Origin of the sequence: Catenulispora subtropica (genome assembly GCF_039531675.1) — a bacterium.
GTDB lineage: Bacteria > Actinomycetota > Actinomycetes > Streptomycetales > Catenulisporaceae > Catenulispora > Catenulispora subtropica.
Genome location: NZ_BAAAQM010000069.1, coordinates 1 through 18,131, shown reverse-complemented (window position 1 = coordinate 18,131; position 18,131 = coordinate 1). Strand labels below are relative to the sequence as shown.

Here is an 18,131-nt window from a genome sequence, read left to right as displayed (position 1 = left end):
GGGGCGAGCTGGGCGGATTGTCAGTACCTAGCGATATCAGGAGGTGCGGTCCGGGACAGGGCAACCGCGACCGCGAAGGTCGTGGCCATGATGATCAGCTCGGAGCGTGCGAGCCGGCCGAAGGCGGCCCCGCCGTCGGCGGTCCGCAGGCGCGGCAGCACGGCTCGCCGATGGCGCGCGCCGCACAGACCGAGCAGCACCAAGCCGATCGACTTGGCCGCGGTCAGCTGGCCGTAGGCGGAGGTGACGAGGTCGGCCGGCGTGTGCAGGCGCAGCAGGGCGTTCGCCACCCCGCTGACGGCGGTGGCCGCGAAGCAGGCGAGGGCCAGCCGGCTGAACCGCTCGGCGGCCGGCGCCAGGTGGTCCGGGACCCGGCGCGCGATCCAGGCCACCGCCAGCAGACCGCCGGTCCAGACGGTGGCCGCGGTGACGTGGACGACCAGGGCGGGCATGGCGAGCGTGTGGGAGGCGGTGCCGGAGTGACCGGTGGCCAGGGGCAGGAGCAGGGCGCCGCCGGCGGGCACGACCGCGGGCTTCGGGCTTCGGACGGCCAGCGCGCAGGCCACCAGCGCCAGCACGGCTTGAGCGGCCAGGGCCTGCTCTTGGGGGAAGGCCGTCCAGGTGCTCAGCGCGCGCGGCAGGGGCGCGCCGACGATGTCGGAGTGCGTGAACACGAGCTCGGCCGCCGCCGCGACCGACCACGACGCGGCGCAGCGAGCGGCGATCCCGCGCGCCGGGCCGGCGGCGGACCGCGGCAGCAGGATCACGGCCGCGACGAGGAACCCCACGGTCGCGGCCGCGGCGACGTCCGCGGCGAACCGGCAGGCCGGCAGGGCCCAGGCGGTCAGCGGTCCGGCGTCCGGCAGGCCGGCCGGCGCGCGCCGGGTCACCCCGCCGCGCAGCAGGGCCGCGATGCCGGCCGCCGACACGATCAGGGCTGCCGGCACGGTGGTGAACAGTCGTTTGCGGAGAATCGGTCGCCGCAGGGGTGCTCGCCGCGTGAACGCCGACGACACCGTGCGTCCCTCGGCCACCGGTCCCGTCATGCCGGCCCGCGCCGCGCCTTGGGCGGCCGCGTCAGCACCACCATCAGCCAGCCGCCGGTGATGACGATGCCCGCGCCGATGGCGAGGTGGAGCAGGTGTGCGACCCACCAGTTCGTCGGCGGGTCGCCGGCCGGGCCCGCCGGTGCCGCCGCCGGGTCCGCGGCGGCGAGTGCGGTGACTGCGAACTGCCACTGGCCGCTGACCGGGTGCCCGTCGTCGGAGACCACTCGCCAGGAGACGCGGTAGGCGCCGGTGGCGGTCAGGTGCTTGAGCGGCACTGTCACCACCGCTCCGGTGACCGCGGCCGCGCCGGACGTCACGCTCGCTCCGTCGGGGGACGTCACCAGGACCGTGGCGCCCTCGTCGGCCACCGGCTCGTCGAAGGTCAGCGACACCGTCGAGGGTGCCGTTCCCGCGCCCGGGCCAGGGCTTGTGCCCACCAGCTTGGCGTGTGCCGCGGCCGGGCCGGCGATCAGCAGTACGCCGAGGAGTGCCAGGGGCGGCAGCGCGGCGAGCCTGCGCAGGGCGGCCACGCCTCAGCCCGCCGCCCGTCCGGCGCCGACCAGTTCGAGCGGCTCGCCGGCGCAGGTGCACTGCACCGGCAGGTCGCGGTCCCGCTTGGGCGGCCGGGCGTGCAGGTACATCGCGATCGCCATGGGGACGAACACGATCGTGTTGTAGAACAAGTGGATCTGCACGCGCGGGTACCAGATCTGCAGGATGCTCGTGGGCACCTTGCGGTGGAAGAAGAAGGTCCCGCTCTGAGCCTGGATGAGCAGCAGCAGGTGTTCGATGTGGTGCCAGAACTGCAGGACCAGCGAGATGGTCCACCAGGTCCGCGCGCGGCCGGTGAAACCGGGGCGCAGGGCGAACAGGAACACGAGCATCACGATGGCGAAGCCGTAGTGGAGCCATTCGGACTTGATCAACCAGGGGAAGAACTGGCCGAGGATGCCGCGGGCCTGGGGCACGGGCCGGTGCAGCACCCAGATCTGGTACGCCTGCACGATGTGCTCGGCCCAGTGCCCCAGCACGACGACCAGGAACACCCGCAGGGCGTTGCGGTGGTAGCGGCCGTTGAGGTCGTTCAGTAGCGCCCGGCCGGTAGCACTCGGCCGGAGCGGCAGCGACTCGGCTGTCATCCCTCCACCTCTCACGGTGACACGAACACCGAAGGGGGCGAATCAGCCCCCTTGGTCGAGGTCTACACGAGGCGGGACGGTGGCGAGTTCTTCCAGATTGCTTATTTGGACGAGCCGTTCAGGGATGGCGCCGCAGAAGATCGTCCGTGACGGACGCCTCGAAGCGCGCACCGGCCTGTTCCCAGGCCTCGGCCGAAGCCGCGAGCGCCGCGGGATCGCTCAGCAGCCGGCCCTTCGCACGGGCGAGACACGCCGCGGCCCACCTGTTCTCCACGCCGGCTGGAGCCGCGCTCGCGAGGCGTGCCGCAGCGTCTTCGTGCCCCGCGACCACAGCGAGTTCCGCGGCGGCGGCCAGGGCGTAGGTCTGGAACCAGCACCCGGCGAGATCGCCGAAAGCATGAGCGACGATCTCCTGCGCGTGGGAGACGTCGCCGCTGTGCACGGCGACCCGCGCGTCCACGAACGCCGCGAACGCCGCGTGCCGGTAACGGTAGGTCCCGTCGGTCCCCGCGACCTGGGCCGCACGCTCCCGCCACAGCCGATACGCCGGATCGTCGCCGAGCAGCCCGTACGTCAGCGCGGTCGCCGAGAGCGCCGTCGACATCCATCCCGCGTCCGGCCGCCCGGCCCGCTCCCACGCCTGCCACATCCGCGCGGCCAGCGGCGGCACGCGGTCGTGGTGCCCGGCCAGGGCGAAACCCGGGATCACCTTGCTCGCGTACAGGTACGGATGCGCCCCGGCGAGGTCGTCGTCGCGGACCGCGTCGGCGAACCACAGGGCCGCGCGCAGGTCCCCGACCGCGACCGCGTCGGTGCTGACCATGCCGAACGTGTCCTCGATCTCCTCGGCGGCGCGCGGCCGGGACCGGTCCATCGCCGGCAGCAGCGCCAGACGCCCGGTCGAGGCGCGGAAGGCGTCCCGCAACCGCCCGGCGGCGGTGGCGGCGGTGCGGACCGCGTCGAGGGCGGCGCTGATCAGCAGCGGGTCGCCGGTCGCGCGCGAGGCCTGCTCGGCGGCCGCGGCGAGTTCCGCGTCGAGCTGGAGCCGGACGGTCGCGGCACTCCACACCTCGGCGTTGGCCAGGCTCGCCGCCACGACCGGATCGGCCGGGTCACCGGCGGCCCGCGCCTCGGCGAGCAGTGCCCGGAGCTCCTCGCGCGGCACGGCCGCGCCCCGGAATCCCGGGTAGCGGGCCGCGACCTCGACGCCCCGCGCCAGGATCGCCGCGCGGAGGTCGGCGTCGCCGGCCAGACCGGACTGCTCGGCGGCGGCGAGGTAGAGCTCGAAGGCTTCGTCGCCGGAGAAGTACACGAGGACGGCGCAGCCCGCGGCCTCGCGGAGGTCGGCGGACGCCTCGGCCGGCGAAGGCGCGCGGGCCGCGGCGTCCTTGTAGTGGGCCAGAGATTCTTCGAGGAACCGGCGGACGAAGGCCAGGCGGCCCAGGGCGCGCGCCAGGCTGTGCGCCGCCGGGTCGGGAAGGGTCCGGCCGGGGCCCACCGGGCAACCGTCGAGCGCGGCACGCAGGTCGTCGGCCACCCGGTCGAAGTCCTCGCGCCAGGAATCCGCGGTCGCTTCGTCGGCGGGCGGCTCCCGGTCCTCGCGTTCCACCCGGTCGACCAGCTCCCCGGCCCGCCGCACCGCCCACGCGAGGTGCCGCTGCCGCGACCCCTCGCGCTCCGCCTCCCCCTCGGCCATCAGCCGATCCCTCGCGAACGCCCGCACCGTCTCGAGCATCCGCCACCGTTCCGGCCGCCCCGGCTGCCGCACGATCAGGCTCTTGTCGGCCAGGCGGCCCAGCACGTCGGCGACCGTCCCGGGGCTCCCGGCCGCCGTCGCCGCGACCGCCGCGCCGAGGTCGAAGGAGCCCGCGAACACCGCCAGCCGCCGGAACATCCGCCGCTCCTCGTCGTCCAGCAGGTCGTGGCTCCAGCCCAGAACGGTGCGCAGGGACCGGTGCCGCCGGTCCGCGCCCCGGCCGCCGGCCAGCACCCGCAGCGTGTCGTCGAGCGCCGCGAGCAGGCCGCCGGCCCCGAGGGCGGTGCCGCGGGCCGCGGCGAGCTCGATGGCGAGTGGGAGGCCGTCCAGCCGCGCGCAGATCGCGGCGACGTCGGCGGCGTCCGCGGCGAAGTCCGGGTCGGCGGCCGTGGCGCGGGCGAGGAACAGCGCCTCGGCGTCGGCGCCCAGCGGCAGCGGCGCGAGCCGCACGACGCGTTCGCCGGGCACGCCGAGCCGCTCGCGGCTGGTCGCCAGGACCCGGGCGCCGGGGCAGGCCGCCAGCAGCCGCTCGGCGAAGGCCGCGGCCGCGTCGGCCACGTGCTCGCAGTTGTCCAGGATCAGCAGAAACCGGCCGTCGCCGAGGCGGCCGGCGAAGGCGTCGTCCAGCGTCCGGTGCGGCCCCTCGGAGACGTCGAGCGCGGCGGCGACGGCCTGGGCGACGTAGCCGTCCCGGACCGGCACGAGGTCGACGAACGCGCCGCCGGCCGGAAACCGGGGCCCGGCCGCGGAGGCGAGCACGGCGGCCAGCCTGGTCTTGCCGACGCCGCCGGGGCCCTGCACCGTCACCAGGCGCGCGGTCTCCAGTGCGGCCAGGAGCGCGCGGCGATCGGTGTCGCGGCCGACGAAGGACGTGAGCGCGGCCGGGACCCCGGTGATCCGCCCGGGGTCCGGCGTCCCGGCCTCGACCTGCGCGGCGAGTTCGGCGAGGGCGCGCCGGTCGGCGACGCCGCACTTGCGCAGCAGCGCCGAGACGTGGTTCTCGACGGTGCGGACCGACAAGTGCAGGCGCGCGGCGATCTCCGCGTTGGTGAAGCGGCCGCCGAGCAGTGCCAGGACCTCGGCCTCCCGCCGGGTCGCTCCCCACCTGTCCGTCACCTGGTCATCTTCGCCGATCTCGGGGACCGGTGCGCGGTTTCTGAGTGGTGGTTCGCGTGGTCGGCACGGATGACCGCCCCGGGGCGCCGCCGGGATCCTGGTGGCGAGGAGGACAACATGCTGACTTTCATCGGGGCGTCCCTGGTCCTGATCATGATTCCGGGACCGGACCAGGCGCTGGTCACCCGCAACGCGCTGGCCGGCGGCCGGACCGCCGGACTGCTGACGATGGCCGGCGGGGCGCTGGGGCTGTCGGTCCACGCTTCGGGCGCCGCACTCGGGATCTCGGCGCTGCTGGCCACGTCCGCGGCGGCGTTCACGGTGCTGAAGATCGTGGGCGTCGCGTATCTGGCGCTCCTGGGCGTCTCGACGCTGCGGTCGGCGCTGCGCTCGGGCGCCCACGAGCAGGGCCCTGACGGCGGGGGCGGCGGGGGCGGCGGCCGGATCCGCTGGATCCGCTGGATCCGCCAGGGCTTCCTGTCGAACGCGCTGAACCCAAAGGTGGCGCTGTTCTTCCTGACGTTCCTGCCGCAGTTCATGCCGGACCACCACACCACGCTGCTGCGGGCGTGTACCTACTCCCTCGTGTTCGCCGCGCTGTATCTGGCGTGGTTCACCTCCTACGTGCTGGTGGTCGACCGGATCGGCGCCGTGCTGCGGCGGCCGCGGGTGCGGGCCCGGATCGAGAAGGTCACCGGGCTGCTGCTGCTCGGCTTCGCGGTGCGGCTGGCCTTGCAGCAGGAGTGAGCCGTCGCGGGCGCCTACATCTCGCGGCGCCCCGTCTCATCCTGAAGTTGCACTCCCGTCTCCACTCCCAGCACGACGTCCGCACCGCCGGGCCGGACTACCTTCTACCCGGACCCGGCGTGACGCCGCGGCCACCGCCTGGAAGGGGGCGACGGAGATGATCGAGGCGAGGGGCCTCACGAAACGCTACGGCGACAAACTGGCCGTGGACCACCTGTCGTTCACCGTGAAGCCGGGGCAGGTCACCGGCTTCCTCGGGCCGAACGGCGCCGGCAAGTCCACCACGATGCGGCTGATCCTGGGCCTGGACGCGCCGACGGACGGGAGCGTGACGGTGAACGGCCGGCCGTTCGCCGCCGCCGACCACCCGATGCGGGAGGTCGGGGCGCTGCTGGACGCGAAGGCGATCCACGGCGGCCGCTCGGCCTACCACCACCTGCTGTGCCTGGCCCAGACCAACGACCTGCCCGCCCGGCGGGTCGGGGAGGTCCTGGAGCTGGTCGGCCTGACCGAGGTGACGCGCAAGCGCTCCAAGGGCTTCTCGCTGGGCATGGGGCAGCGGCTGGGCATCGCCGCGGCGCTGCTCGGCGATCCCCGGGTGCTGATGTTCGACGAACCGGTCAACGGGCTCGACCCCGAGGGCATCCTGTGGATCAGGAATCTGATGAAGGCGCTGGCCGCCGAGGGCCGCACCGTGTTCGTCTCCAGCCACCTGATGTCGGAGATGGAGCACACCGCCGACCACCTGCTGGTCATCGGACGCGGGCGGCTGATCGCGGACTGCACGGTCGCGGAGTTCATCGAGCAGAACTCCGAGCAGCAGGTCAAGGTCCGCACCCCGGACGCGGGGCGGCTGGCCGAGCTGGTCACCGCCGACGGCGGCCGGGTCAGCACCGACGCGGCCGACGCGACCACGCTGCGGATCTCGCGGCTGCCGCTGGAGCGGATCGGCGACCTGGCGTTCGAGAACCGGGTGCGGCTGCACGAGCTGACCCCGATCCAGGCCTCGCTGGAGGAGGCGTTCATGGAGCTCACGAAGGAAGCCGTCGAATACCACGCCGCGGTGCCCGCCGCGCAGCGTCCGAGCGAGCAGGTGGAGGCCTGACCATGACCACCCTGACCGCCGTCGGCCTGCCGCCGGCCAAGGGCCGCTCCGGGTTCCGCGGGGCGCTGCGCTCGGAGTGGACGAAGATCCGCTCGGTGCGCTCGACGATCTACACGCTGCTGGCCACGGCGCTCGTCACCATCGGCATCAGCACCCTGTTCGCCTGGGGCCAGTCCGGCCACACCGGCCGGGAGGACCTGGCGACGTTCGACCCGGTGCGCGACGCGATGTTCGGGATCGTCTTCGGCCAGCTGGTCATCGTCGTCATCGGCGCGATGACGCTGTCCAGCGAGTACTCCACCGGCATGATCCGCACCTCGCTGACCTCGATGCCGCGCCGGGGCGTGGTGTACGGGGCCAAACTGCTGGTGTTCACGCTCGTGGCCCTGATCACCGGGCTGTTCTGCAGCTTCACGTCGTTCTTCATCGGCCAGTCGTTCTTCACCAGCGTCCACGTCCACGACTTCCGCGGTCCGACCCGCGAGACGGTGGCCGTGGTGGACCTGTCCACCTCCCTGGACAAGCCGCACGTGCTGCAGGCGGTCGTCGGCGGCGGCCTGTACCTGGCGGTCAGCGCCCTGCTGGCCTTCGGCTTCGCCGCGCTGCTGCGGCACACCGCCGGGGCCATCACCGCCGCCATCGCCGCGCTGTTCGTGACCTTCATCATGGTGCAGTTCCTGCCCCACGACTGGGCGGTGAAGGTCGACAAGTGGGTCCCGTTCTTCGCCGGCGGGCAGCTCTGGGGCATCCGCAAGCTCGGCGGCGAGGACATCCCGATGTTCTCGGCGTGGACCGGCTTCGCCGTGTTCGCCGGCTACGCCGCGGTCGCGATCATCGCCGGGGCGGTGCTGTTCCGGAAGCGTGACGCGTGATCCAGGCCCTTCGGCCCGTCCTCCGACGGCCTTCCGGCCCTAGGCTGAGCACATGGATGGCGAGAAGATCGGCGTGTTCCTGCTGGACGACCACCAGGTGGTGCGGCGGGGACTGAAGGACATGCTCGAAGACGAACCGGACTTCGAGGTGGTCGGCGAGGGCGCGACAGCCGCCGAGGCCCTGGCCCGGGTCCCGGCGCTGCGCCCGCGGGTGGCGGTGCTGGACGTCCGCCTGCCCGACGGCGACGGCGTCACCGTGTGCCGGGAGTTGCGCAGCAAACTGCCGGATCTGAACTGCCTGATGCTCACCTCCTTCGCCGACGAGGAGGCCCTGTTCGACGCCATCATGGCCGGCGCCTCCGGCTACCTGCTCAAGCAGACCCTCGGCCCGGACCTGGTCTCCGCCGTCCGCACCGTCGCCTCCGGCGAATCGCTGCTCGACCCGAAGCTCGCGGCGAAGGTCATGGCCCGCCTGCGGGCCGCGGACGAGAAGAAGGATCCGCTGGCCCAGCTCACCGCCCAGGAACGCCGCGTCCTGGATCTGATCGGTGAGGGCCTGACCAACCGCCAGATCGCCGACCGCCTGTTCCTGGCCGAGAAGACGGTGAAGAACTACGTCTCCGCGCTGCTGGCCAAACTCGGGCTGACGCGGCGGGTCCAGGCGGCGGTCATGGTCACCGGAGCGAGGACGGATCACGGGCAGCAGCACCGCTGAAAGCCGGGCGGCGGTGGGCCGCGGTGCTCGGCCGTGGCCGCCGAGCACCGGTCCGCGGTATCCGACGGCCGGCTGTCAGCCGGCTGCGTCCCCCTCGTCCAACGGCACCTTCCACACCAGCACGCTGCCGCCGCCGGCCCGCGGCTCGATCGCGAACTCGCCGTTCAGCTCGGCGGCCCGGTCGGCGATGTTCGCCAGACCGCTGCGCCGCCCCTGCTCGGGGATGCCGACGCCGTCGTCCGCGATACGGAGCGTCAGCAGGCCGTCGGCGGTCGCCAGGTCGACCTCGACCTTGGAGGCGTCGGCGTGCCGGGCCGCGTTCGACAGCGCCTCGCGGGTCACCGCCAGCGTGTGGTCGACGGCCTGTTCGGGGACCTCGAAGTCGACCGGGCCGGTGAAGCGCACCGCGGGGGCGAAGCCCAGCGCGTCGGCGGCGTCCTGGCAGACCTGCAGCACCTGGGCCCGGAGGCTGGGGAGCTGGGCCGGGCTGTCGTGCTCGGACAGGGCGAAGATGGTGGAGCGGATCACCTTGATGGTGTCGTCGAGGTCGGCGACGGCGGTGGAGACCCGGTCGCGGACGGCCGCCTTCTCGGTGATCTTCAGGACCGACTGCAGGGTCATGCCGGCCGCGAACAGCCGCTGGATCGCCAGATCGTGCAGGTCGCGGCCGATCCGGTCCCGGTCGGCGAACAGGGCCAGCTTCTCGGCGTCGATGCGGCGGTCCGCCAGTTCCAGGGCGACGGCGGCCTGCGCGGCGACGTCGGACAGGACGGTGACGACCTGGGCGTCGAAGGGCAGCTTGCCGGTGCACTTGGCGGCGACCAGCACGCCCCGGGAGCGGCCGGCCGCGCCCAGCGGGGCGATGTGCGCCGCGTCCAGGCCGGCGTCCGTCCACGCCGGGTACGTCGACCAGCTCGGCCCGGCCAGCGAGCGCGCCGTGCCGGAGGCGTAGGCCTCGCCGAGCGCGGAGCCCGCCACCGGGATGGTCAGCCCCCGCAGGCGCTCGGCGCCGGCCCCGCAGGCGACCTGCACCGTCAGGCTGGTCCCCGAAGGGTCCGGCAGGGCCACGGCCACCAGGTCCGCGCCGGCCAGCGCGCGCACCCGCTCGATCAGCACGGTCAGCACGTCCAGCGTCTCGGCCCCGGACAGCAGCCCCTGCGTCAGCTCGGTCGTGGCCTCCATCCAGCGCTGCCGCCGCCGGGCCTCGTCGTAGAGCCGGGCGTTGTCGATCGCCACCCCGGCCGCGGCCGCCAGCGCCGTGAGCAGCGCCTCGTCGTCGGCGTCGAAGGCGGCCCCGCCGCGCTTCTCGGTGAGGTACAGGTTCCCGTACACCTCGTCCCGGACCCGGATCGGGACCCCGAGGAACGCCCGCATCGGCGGGTGGTTGTCCGGGAAGCCGAACGACGCGGGATGGTCGGCGATCTCCTCCAGCCGCAGCGGCACCGGGTGCCGGATCAGCTGCCCCAGCAGCCCCATGCCCGTCGGGTACGGGCCGATGGCGTCGATCTCCTCCTGGCCGAGCCCGACGGTGACGAACCGCTCCAGCCGGTCCCCCCGCTCGCCGCCGATCACGCCCAGCGCCCCGTACCGCGCCTCGACCAGATCGGTGGCGGTCTCGATGATGGTGTGCAGCACCTGGTCCAGGTCCAGCCCGCCGGAGACGGCCAGCACGCCCTGCAGCAGCTGCTGGACGCGGCCGCGGGCCGCCTTGACCTGGTCCAGCCGGCTGACGAGCTCGTCGATCAGCTCGTCGAAGCGCAGCTGCGGCAGCAGCGGGTGCCGGGCCCGTCCGGCGTCGTCGACCATGGCCCCAGCCTAGTGGCGGCGCCGCGGGCGCGGCTGATCGGGATCCGGGACTTTAGGCCCTGTTCACCACCGGTGGTGGCGGCTGACGATGGCGACATGGGTAGTGACACCGCGATCGAGTATCTGGCCGAAGAGGAGGCCCTCCGGCTGGCCGCCACGGCCCCCGTGGGCCGGGTCGTCTACAGCCGCTACGCGATGCCCGCGGTCCACCTGGTCAACTTCAAGCTCGACGGCAAGGACGTGGTGTTCAAGACCCGCAAGGGCGCCAAGTTCGCGGCCGCCGTCGCCGACACCGTGATCGCCTTCGAGGTGGACGAGTTCGACCCCGCCACCCGCAGCGGCTGGACCGTGACGCTGACCGGCCGCTCGTCCCTGGTGACGTCGAAGCCCGAGCAGGAGCGCCTGGCGGGACTGGACATCGACCCCTGGATCCCGGACCGGGAGTACTTCATCAAGGTCCAGACCCAGCTGATCACCGGCCGGCGGATCCGGTCGCACGAGCTGGTGGGCCACGACGTCAGGGACTAGGACCGGCCGAGACCTGTCCGGCCGATCATGATTCCAAGACGTTTCGATCCCTGACGCTGCGATCCCATGGCCTCGGGCCGGGATCCCAGATACGTGCCTGACACGTGACAGACCCGGCCGCCCTGACATCCGTGTCAGGGCGGCCGGGCCGCCGCGCGCCTCATCACATCAGCGGGGTGCCGGAGCTGGGGTTCTCCGCGAGGGCGGCGATGGTGTCCGGGACGTGGATCTTCCGGCGGGAGATCTCGGTCAGGCCGGTGACGGCGACGGTCGCCGCGCCGAGCCCGGCGAACGCCACGCCCAGGCCGATGACCAGGTAGGTGACCTCCCAGGCCTGGTACGCGCCCATCAGCGAGCCGCGCAGGGACTCGCCCATGAACGCGGTGTTCTTCAGCCCGGCCAGCTTGGTGTCGTCCGGGGCGGCCATGGCGGCGGAGGACACCTGGGAGTAGGTCTTGCCGCCGGTGGCCTCCTTGATGTGGGTCTCGATCATGTCGGCGTAGGCCTTGGCCTGCGGACCGGTGACGACCTGCCGGCCGGCGTACTTCGCCTGGGCGGCGGGCAGGCCCGAGGAGCCCTTGGCCGGGAAGGAGATGAGCTGTGCCGAGAGCTGGTCCTTCACCTGGTGCTGACCGTGCACGCCCTCGTAGATCATGACCGGGCCGGCGGCGATCAGAGCGGCGCCGGCGGTGTAGGCGATGCCGGAGGCGAGCTTGCGGGCGGTGTTCACGGGATTCTCCTCGATGACGTCGGGGCGGTGCGGCGGGATTCGTGTGCTGCCACCAATGTCGTGGTCGCAGGCCCCTGCCGTAGGTGCCGGAAGACGTCTCCTGACCGGGCCGAAGGTCCCGCATCGGACCGGGCCGCCCGGCACTCCCGGGGCCGGTCCGGGGCGGCTGACGATGGGCGGGAGACCCCGGTCCCTCGTGCCCGGGCCCACCCCGTGAGAGGACCGGCCAGATGCCGACCGCCGAGACCGTCGAGACCGTCGAGACCGCCACGAGCGTCGAGAGCGCCGCGGGCGTCGCCAAGAACGTCCGTGCCAAGACCGCCGTCGTCCCGCTGCGCGCCGTCGACGCCTACTGGCGGGCCGCCAACTATCTGTCGGTCGGCCAGATCTACCTGCGCGGCCGCCACCGGGCCGGTCACGAGCTCGCGCCCGAGGAGATCAAGCCCCGGCTGCTGGGGCACTGGGGCACGAGCCCCGGCCTGACGTTCGTCCACGCGCATCTCAACCGCCTGATCCGCGAGCACGACGTGGACCTGATCGAGATCCTCGGCCCCGGACACGACGGCCCGGCCGCGCCGGCCTGCGCGTGGCTGGACGGCTCCTACACCGACCACTACCCGGACGTCCCCCGCGACGCCGACGGCATGGCCCGGCTGTTCGCGGCGTTCTCGGCGCCCGGCGGCGTCGCCGGCCACGTCGCGGCGAACGTCCCCGGGTCGATCCACGATGGCGGCGAACCCGGCTACAGCCTGGCCCACGCCTTCGGCGCCGCGTTCGACAACCCGGACCTCGTCGTGGCGTGCGTGGTCGGCGACGGCGAGGCCGAGACCGGGCCGCTGGAGGCGTCCTGGAAGTCCGTCGGGTTCCTGAACCCGGCCACCGACGGGGCCGTGCTGCCGATCCTGCACCTGAACGGCGACGAGATCGCCGGCCCCGCGGTCCTGGACCGGATCCCGCGCGAGCACCTCGACGGCCTGCTGACCGCCCACGGCTACGACCCGCGCTGGGTGGTCGGCGACGACCCGGACAAGCTGCACCGCCAGATGGCCGAGGCCCTGGACGGCGCGCTGGCGACGATCCGCGGCATCCAGCACGCCGCGCGCGTTCCGCACCGGCCCGGGCACGGCGCGCACGGCGCCTGGCCGGTCATCGTCCTGCGCACGCCGAAGGGGTGGACCGGCCCGCGCACGGTCGACGGAGTACCGGTGGCGGACACCTGGCGTTCGCACCAGGTCCCGCTCGGTGAAGTCCGAGAGAACGCCGAACACCGCCGCGTGCTGGCCGCCTGGCTCGACTCCTACCGCCCCGCGGAACTGTTCGACCATCAGGGCCGTCCCCAGCCGGAAGTCCTGGCCTGCGTCCCGGAGGGCGGGCGGCGGACCGGCGCGAACCGCCACGCCAACGGCGGCTTGCTGACCCGCTCGCTGGACCTGCCGCCGACGACCGACCACGCCGTGCCGGTCGACAAGCCCGGAACGACCCTGCACGAGCCGACTCGGATGCTGGGGACCTGGCTGCGCGAGGTCATGCGGCGGGACGCGGCCGGGCGCGGCTTCCGCCTGTTCGGCCCCGACGAGACCGCCTCCAACCACCTGGACGCCGTCTTCGAGGTCACCGACCGCGCCTGGAACCTGCGCACGGTGCCGGACGACGACCACCTCGCGCCGGACGGCCGCGTGATGGAGGTGCTGTCCGAGCACCTGTGCCAGGGCTGGCTGGAGGGCTACCTGCTCACCGGGCGCCACGGGCTGTTCTCGTGCTCCGAGGCCTCCATCCACATCGTCGAGTCGATGGTCGACCGGCACGTGAAGTGGCTGAAGACGGCGCGCGCCCTGCCGTGGCGGGCCCCGGTGCCGTCGCTGAACTACCTGCTGACGTCGCACGTGTGGCGCCAGGACCCCTACGGCTTCTCGCATCAGGACCCCGGTTTCCTCGACCACGTCGCGAACAAGACCGCTGACGTGGTCCGGCTCTACCTGCCGCCGGACGCCAACACCCTGCTGGCGGTGGCGGACCACGCGTTGCGTTCCCGGAACCTGGTCAACGTCATCGTCGCCGGCGAGGACCCGATCCCGGACTGGCTGTCCCCGGCCGAGGCGGCGCGGCACTGCGAGCGCGGCCTGGGCATCTGGGAGTGGGCCGGCACGGAGGAGGATCCGACCACGGAGCCGGACGTGGTGCTGGCCTGCGCCGGGGACGTGCCGACCCTGGAGGTGCTGGCCGCGGCGAAGCTGCTGCGCGAGCACGTGCCGGGGCTGCGCGTCCGCGTGGTCAACGTGGTCGACCTGATGCGCCTGCAGCCCGCGTCCGAGCATCCGCACGGGCTTTCCGACCCGGAGTTCGACGCCGTGTTCACCACCGGCAAACCGGTCGTGTTCGCCTTCCACGGCTACGCCTCGCTGATCCACCGGCTCGCCCACCGCCGCGCCGGCCACGCGAACCTGCACGTGCGCGGCTACAAGGAGCAGGGCTCGACCACCACCCCGTTCGACATGCTGGTCCGCAACGACGCCGACCGGTACCGGCTGGTGTGCGACGTCATCGACCGGGTCCCCGGACTGGCCGTGCGCGCCGCCGCCGCCCGACAGCTGATGGTCGACACCCGCGCCCGGCACCGGGCGTGGATCGTCGAACACGGCGAAGACCTCCCCGAGATCCGCGATTGGACGTGGTCCTGATGACCGCCCCCACCATCCGGCCCTGGCCGCGCCCCCACGACCACCGGACGCCCGTCCACGCCCTGCTGGCCGACGGCTCCACGGTCCTGATCCGCCCCGCCACGCCGCACGACCTGCCGGCGGTGCGCGCCCTGTTCGCCGGGCTGAGCCCGGAGAGCTCGCGCATGCGGTTCTTCGCCCCCGGTGCCGGTCCGGGACAGGCCGCCGCGCAGCGGCTGTGCCACCCGGATCCGGACCGCATCGCCCTGCTGGCGCTCGCCTGCCGCCCCGGCGGCGAGGAGCTCGTCGGCGAGGCCGAGGCCTGGCGGCTGCACGACTCGGACACCGCCGAGGTCGGGTTCACGGTCGCGGAGGGCGAGCGCGGGCGCGGCGTGGGCACGCTGCTGCTGGAGCACCTCGCCGACGCGGCGCGGGCCCGCGGGATGCGGCGGTTCGTCGCCGAGACGCTGGTGGACAACCTGGCGATGAAGCGCGTCGTCGCCTCGGCCGGCCTGAAGCACGGCGCCGCCCACGAGCACGGCGGCACCGTCTTCCACGACATCGACCTCGCCGAGGACGACGCGTATCTGGAGGTCGTCGCCGACCGGGAGTTCCGGGCTTCGGCGGCCTCGCTCGAACCGCTGTTCCGGCCGCGGGCCGTCGCGGTGGTCGGCGCCGGGCGCGAGACCGGGGGCGTGGGCCGGGCGGTTCTGGACCACCTCGGCGCGTCCGGGTTCGCGGGGCGGCTGTACGCGGTCGACCCCGGGGCCGACGAGATCGGCGGCGTGCCGTGCGCGCGGTCGGTCGGCGCGCTCCCGGAGCCGGTCGACCTGGCCGTGGTGGCGCTGCCCGCCGACGCCGTGGTCGACGCCGCGATCGCCTGCGGCCGGCACGGAGTCAGGGCCCTGGTCGTGGTCACGACCGCGGTCCCGGTCACGACCACCACGGTGCTCAAGGCGGTGTGCCGCCGCTACGGCATGCGGCTGGTGGGGCCCGACTGCCTGGGGGTCGCCTCGTTCGCCGGCGGCGTCGCGCTGGACGCCACGTTCACCGCGCACCCGCCGCGGGCCGGCTCGGCCGGGGTCGCCGTCCAGTCCGGCGGCGTCGGCATCGCCGTGCTCGAACGGCTGGCGGCGCTGGGGATGGGGGTCAGTGCGTTCGCCTCGCTCGGGGACAAGGCCGACGTCTCCGGCAACGACCTGCTGGGCTGGTGGGCGCAGGACCCGCGGACGCGGATGGTGCTGCTGCACCTGGAATCGTTCGGCAACGCGCGCAAGTTCGCCCGCCACGCCCGCCGTCTCGCCCGCACCAAGCCGGTGCTGATCGTCGAGGCCGGACGGTCGGCCGCGGGGCCGCGGGCCGCGGCCTCGCACACCGCCGCCGGGGTCACGCCGACGATCACCCGGCGGGCGCTGTTCCGGCAGGCCGGCGTCATCGCCACCCGGTCCACCGGTGAGCTCGTCGAGACCGCGGCGCTGCTGGACGCCCAGCCGCTGCCGGACGGGCGCCGCGTCGCGGTGGTCTCCAACGCCGGCGGGATCGGGGTCTTGGCCGCCGACGCCTGTATCGAGGCCGGCCTGACGGTGGCGGAGTTCAGCGCCGGGTTGCGGGCGCGGCTCAGCGCCCTGCTGGGCCCGGACGCGGCGGTCGCCAACCCGGTCGACGCCGGCGCCGGGGCCGGAGCCGAGGCGCTGCGGCGGGCCGTGGAAGCGGTCTGCGACGCCGGGGAGGCCGACGCCGTGCTGGTGCTGCCGGTGCCGACGGCGCTGGCCGATCTGCGGTCGACGCTGGCCGACGGGATCCGGCACGGCCGGGTGCCGCTCACGCTGGTCCGCGTGAACCAGGGGCTGGGACTGGACTTCCTCACGACCGGGGAGGGCGAACGGATCCCCGTCTACGCCGGCGCCTCGGCCGCCGCCCGGGCGCTGGCCCACGCCGCCGACCGGAGCGAGTGGCTGCGCGAGCCGGAGGACGAGGCCGTCGATCTGCCCGGGATCCGTTCCGAAGACGCGGCCCGGATCATCGCCCTGCAGATGGAGGCGCGGCCCGAGGGCGGCTGGCTGCCGCCGGACCGGTGCGCGGACCTGCTGGCCTGCTACGGCATCGGCACCGCCCGCCTGGTGCTGGCCCGCAACGAGCACACGGCGGTCACCGCGGCCGGCCTCTGGGACGGGCCGGTGGCGATGAAGGCGTACTGGCCGGAACTGATCCACAAGAGCGACGTCGACGGCGTCCTGCTCGGCCTGTCCGGTGAGCAGGACGCCCGCGCCGGATGGCGGCTGCTGAACCGGCGCTTCCCCGACCGGCTCGCGGGCGTGGTGGTGCAGGAGATGGCACCGAAGGGTGTGGAACTGTCGGTCGGCGTCGACAGCGATCCGGTGTTCGGTCCGCTGGTCGGATTCGGCGTCGGCGGCACGGAGACGGAGCTGATCGGCGGCCACCGGTTCGCCCTGACACCGCTGACCGGCCGGGACGCGGCCCGCCTGCTCGACGAGCCGCGCGCGGCACGACTGATGGGTGGGTTCCGAGGACGGCCCGGTGCCGACGCCGACGCGGTGCGGGACGTGGTGATGCGCCTCGCGCGCCTGGCCACCGACCATCCCCGCGTCGCGGAAGCGGAGATCAACCCGTTGATCGCGACCCCGGAGGGCGCGACCGCCGCCGACTTCCGCATCCGCCTCGAACCGCGCGACGCCCGCGATCCCTACCTGCGCCGCTTGCGCTGAATCGGGACCTTCGGCCCGGGTCCGGCCGCCATCGGACCCGGCCCGCCGCGGGTCCTCGGACCCGGCCGCGCGCGGGCCGTCGGGCTCTGGGGACGGTCCGCGCGCGGCGGGAAGGTGGAGGTGTCACAGCCGGGCCGTCAGAGCTCTTGGAGGAGCCGTGAAGTCCACCGTCGTCGTCGGGTACGACAAGACCCCGCCCAGCGAGCGCGCCCTCGTCCAGGCCGCCCGCGAGGCCGCCTGGCGCGGCGCGTCCCTCACCGTCGTCCACGCCTACAGCTGGATGCCGCCGATGACGCCGATGGTCTACGCGCCGACCAGCGTCGAGGAGGCCATCCGGCAGAGCGCCGAGGAGATCGCCGAGCACGGCGCCGCCCTCGCCCGCGCCCGGTTCCCCGGCATGAAGGTCGTCGCCAAAGCCCTCAGCGGCGCCGCCGCCGAGTCACTGGCCACCACCGCCCGCGGCGCGGACCTGCTCGTGGTCGGCAACCGTGGCCGCGGCGGCTTCTCCGGCCTGCTGCTGGGCTCGGTGTCGATGCGGGCGCTGACCGAGTCGTGCGTACCGACCATGATCGTGCGGGGCGCCCCCCGCGATCCGCACGACGTGGTGCTGGTCGCGATCGACATCGAGGAGCAGGCCGACGACCTGCTGGACTTCGCGTTCACCGAAGCCGCCCGACGCGGGGCGCGGCTGGAGGCCGTGACGGTCTGGGACATGGCGTGGGCCGCGGAGTACGCCGGCGACACGGACGAGGTGCGGCAGGCCGCCGCGCGTGCCGCAGCGGACCTGGACGCCGCGCTGGAGGCGCTCGTACGCACGTGGCACGCGAAGCACCCCGATGTCCGGACGAGCCACCGGGTCGCGGACGGCACGCCCGCCGCGGTGCTGACGGAGGCTACGAGGCACGTGGACCTGGTCGTTGCCGGTGCGCGTCATCGGGGTGATGGGCAACACGGGATGCGGGTGGGACCGGTTGCGCATGCGCTGCTGCATCATGCTGATTGTCCGGTGGTCATCGTTCCTCGGGATTGAGGCTGCTGGCGATTGAGGCTGCTGGGACTGAGGTTGTTCGGGGTGGGGATGCAGTTAGTTGGTCTGTGGGCTGCGGTTGTCCTGTGGTGTTAAAGGCTGAATACGACCTTCGGCCATGGTGTTGAAAGTCCGCTGGAAGTCGCAGTTCGGCGAAC

At 73.8% G+C, this 18,131-nt stretch carries 14 protein-coding genes; 8 read left to right on the top strand and 6 right to left on the bottom strand.

Annotated features, from left to right (window positions below):
* Positions 1–20: 20 nt before the first annotated feature.
* From ABD466_RS38490 to ABD466_RS38475, 4 genes are all read right to left on the bottom strand, one after another.
* Positions 21–1,046, bottom strand: coding sequence for a copper resistance D family protein (locus tag ABD466_RS38490; protein ID WP_344662223.1), 1,026 nt, complete (start codon positions 1,044–1,046; stop codon positions 21–23).
* A complete protein-coding gene (locus tag ABD466_RS38485; protein WP_344662222.1) occupies positions 1,043–1,579 on the bottom strand; it encodes a copper resistance CopC family protein in 537 nt (178 codons plus the stop codon). Before ABD466_RS38485 ends, ABD466_RS38490 begins: the two co-directional genes overlap by 4 nt.
* Positions 1,580–1,582: 3 nt before the next feature.
* Positions 1,583–2,188, bottom strand: coding sequence for a hypothetical protein (locus tag ABD466_RS38480; protein ID WP_344662221.1), 606 nt, complete (start codon positions 2,186–2,188; stop codon positions 1,583–1,585).
* A gap of 118 nt (positions 2,189–2,306) precedes the next feature.
* On the bottom strand, positions 2,307–5,060 hold the full coding sequence (locus tag ABD466_RS38475) for an ATP-binding protein (protein WP_344662220.1): 2,754 nt from the start codon (positions 5,058–5,060) through the stop codon (positions 2,307–2,309).
* 117 nt (positions 5,061–5,177) lie between these two features.
* On the opposite strand from ABD466_RS38475, the gene ABD466_RS38470 reads away from it, so the two are divergent.
* The 4 genes from ABD466_RS38470 (at position 5,178) to ABD466_RS38455 (ending at position 8,499) form a co-directional block, all read left to right on the top strand.
* Positions 5,178–5,807, top strand: coding sequence for a LysE family translocator (locus ABD466_RS38470; protein WP_344662219.1), 630 nt, complete (start codon positions 5,178–5,180; stop codon positions 5,805–5,807).
* 157 nt (positions 5,808–5,964) lie between these two features.
* Positions 5,965–6,912: an ABC transporter ATP-binding protein gene (locus tag ABD466_RS38465; protein ID WP_344662218.1), complete on the top strand. Its 948-nt coding sequence runs from the start codon at positions 5,965–5,967 to the stop codon at positions 6,910–6,912.
* Positions 6,913–6,914: 2 nt separating this feature from the next.
* On the top strand, positions 6,915–7,784 hold the full coding sequence (locus tag ABD466_RS38460; RefSeq protein ID WP_344662217.1) for an ABC transporter permease: 870 nt from the start codon (positions 6,915–6,917) through the stop codon (positions 7,782–7,784).
* Positions 7,785–7,836: 52 nt separating this feature from the next.
* Positions 7,837–8,499 (top strand): response regulator, encoded by a 663-nt coding sequence (locus tag ABD466_RS38455; RefSeq protein WP_344662216.1) that lies wholly within the window; start codon positions 7,837–7,839, stop codon positions 8,497–8,499.
* Positions 8,500–8,574: 75 nt separating this feature from the next.
* Here ABD466_RS38455 and ABD466_RS38450 read toward each other — a convergent pair whose 3' ends face one another.
* Positions 8,575–10,305, bottom strand: a complete 1,731-nt coding sequence (locus ABD466_RS38450; protein ID WP_344662215.1) for a GAF domain-containing sensor histidine kinase — start codon at positions 10,303–10,305, stop codon at positions 8,575–8,577.
* 96 nt (positions 10,306–10,401) lie between these two features.
* Between ABD466_RS38450 and ABD466_RS38445 the strand changes: the two genes are divergently transcribed.
* The gene (locus tag ABD466_RS38445) at positions 10,402–10,833 is read left to right on the top strand and encodes a pyridoxamine 5'-phosphate oxidase family protein (RefSeq protein ID WP_344662214.1); all 432 of its coding nucleotides are present in this window, start codon (positions 10,402–10,404) and stop codon (positions 10,831–10,833) included.
* 163 nt (positions 10,834–10,996) lie between these two features.
* Here ABD466_RS38445 and ABD466_RS38440 read toward each other — a convergent pair whose 3' ends face one another.
* Entirely contained in the window at positions 10,997–11,563 is a 567-nt protein-coding gene (locus ABD466_RS38440) for a hypothetical protein (RefSeq protein WP_344662213.1), read from the bottom strand.
* A gap of 230 nt (positions 11,564–11,793) precedes the next feature.
* On the opposite strand from ABD466_RS38440, the gene ABD466_RS38435 reads away from it, so the two are divergent.
* From ABD466_RS38435 to ABD466_RS38425, 3 genes are all read left to right on the top strand, one after another.
* Positions 11,794–14,241, top strand: coding sequence for a phosphoketolase family protein (locus ABD466_RS38435; RefSeq protein ID WP_344662212.1), 2,448 nt, complete (start codon positions 11,794–11,796; stop codon positions 14,239–14,241).
* Positions 14,241–16,946 (top strand): bifunctional acetate--CoA ligase family protein/GNAT family N-acetyltransferase, encoded by a 2,706-nt coding sequence (locus ABD466_RS38430; protein WP_344662211.1) that lies wholly within the window; start codon positions 14,241–14,243, stop codon positions 16,944–16,946. The genes ABD466_RS38435 and ABD466_RS38430 overlap by 1 nt, the downstream gene beginning before the upstream one ends.
* Before the next feature lie 157 nt (positions 16,947–17,103).
* Positions 17,104–17,976, top strand: coding sequence for a universal stress protein (locus ABD466_RS38425; RefSeq protein ID WP_344662210.1), 873 nt, complete (start codon positions 17,104–17,106; stop codon positions 17,974–17,976).
* The last annotated feature ends 155 nt before the right edge of the window (positions 17,977–18,131 follow it).

Bases quoted from the DNA above. Each gene is read 5' to 3' on its own strand.
- ABD466_RS38490 (WP_344662223.1), bottom strand. From the start codon at position 1,046: ATGACGGGACCGGTGGCCGAGGGACGCACGGTGTCGTCGGCGTTCACG.
- ABD466_RS38480 (WP_344662221.1), bottom strand. From the start codon at position 2,188: ATGACAGCCGAGTCGCTGCCGCTCCGGCCGAGTGCTACCGGCCGGGCG.
- ABD466_RS38470 (WP_344662219.1), top strand. From the start codon at position 5,178: ATGCTGACTTTCATCGGGGCGTCCCTGGTCCTGATCATGATTCCGGGA.
- ABD466_RS38465 (WP_344662218.1), top strand. From the start codon at position 5,965: ATGATCGAGGCGAGGGGCCTCACGAAACGCTACGGCGACAAACTGGCC.
- ABD466_RS38460 (WP_344662217.1), top strand. From the start codon at position 6,915: ATGACCACCCTGACCGCCGTCGGCCTGCCGCCGGCCAAGGGCCGCTCC.
- ABD466_RS38455 (WP_344662216.1), top strand. From the start codon at position 7,837: ATGGATGGCGAGAAGATCGGCGTGTTCCTGCTGGACGACCACCAGGTG.
- ABD466_RS38450 (WP_344662215.1), bottom strand. From the start codon at position 10,305: ATGGTCGACGACGCCGGACGGGCCCGGCACCCGCTGCTGCCGCAGCTG.
- ABD466_RS38445 (WP_344662214.1), top strand. From the start codon at position 10,402: ATGGGTAGTGACACCGCGATCGAGTATCTGGCCGAAGAGGAGGCCCTC.
- ABD466_RS38435 (WP_344662212.1), top strand. From the start codon at position 11,794: ATGCCGACCGCCGAGACCGTCGAGACCGTCGAGACCGCCACGAGCGTC.
- ABD466_RS38430 (WP_344662211.1), top strand. From the start codon at position 14,241: ATGACCGCCCCCACCATCCGGCCCTGGCCGCGCCCCCACGACCACCGG.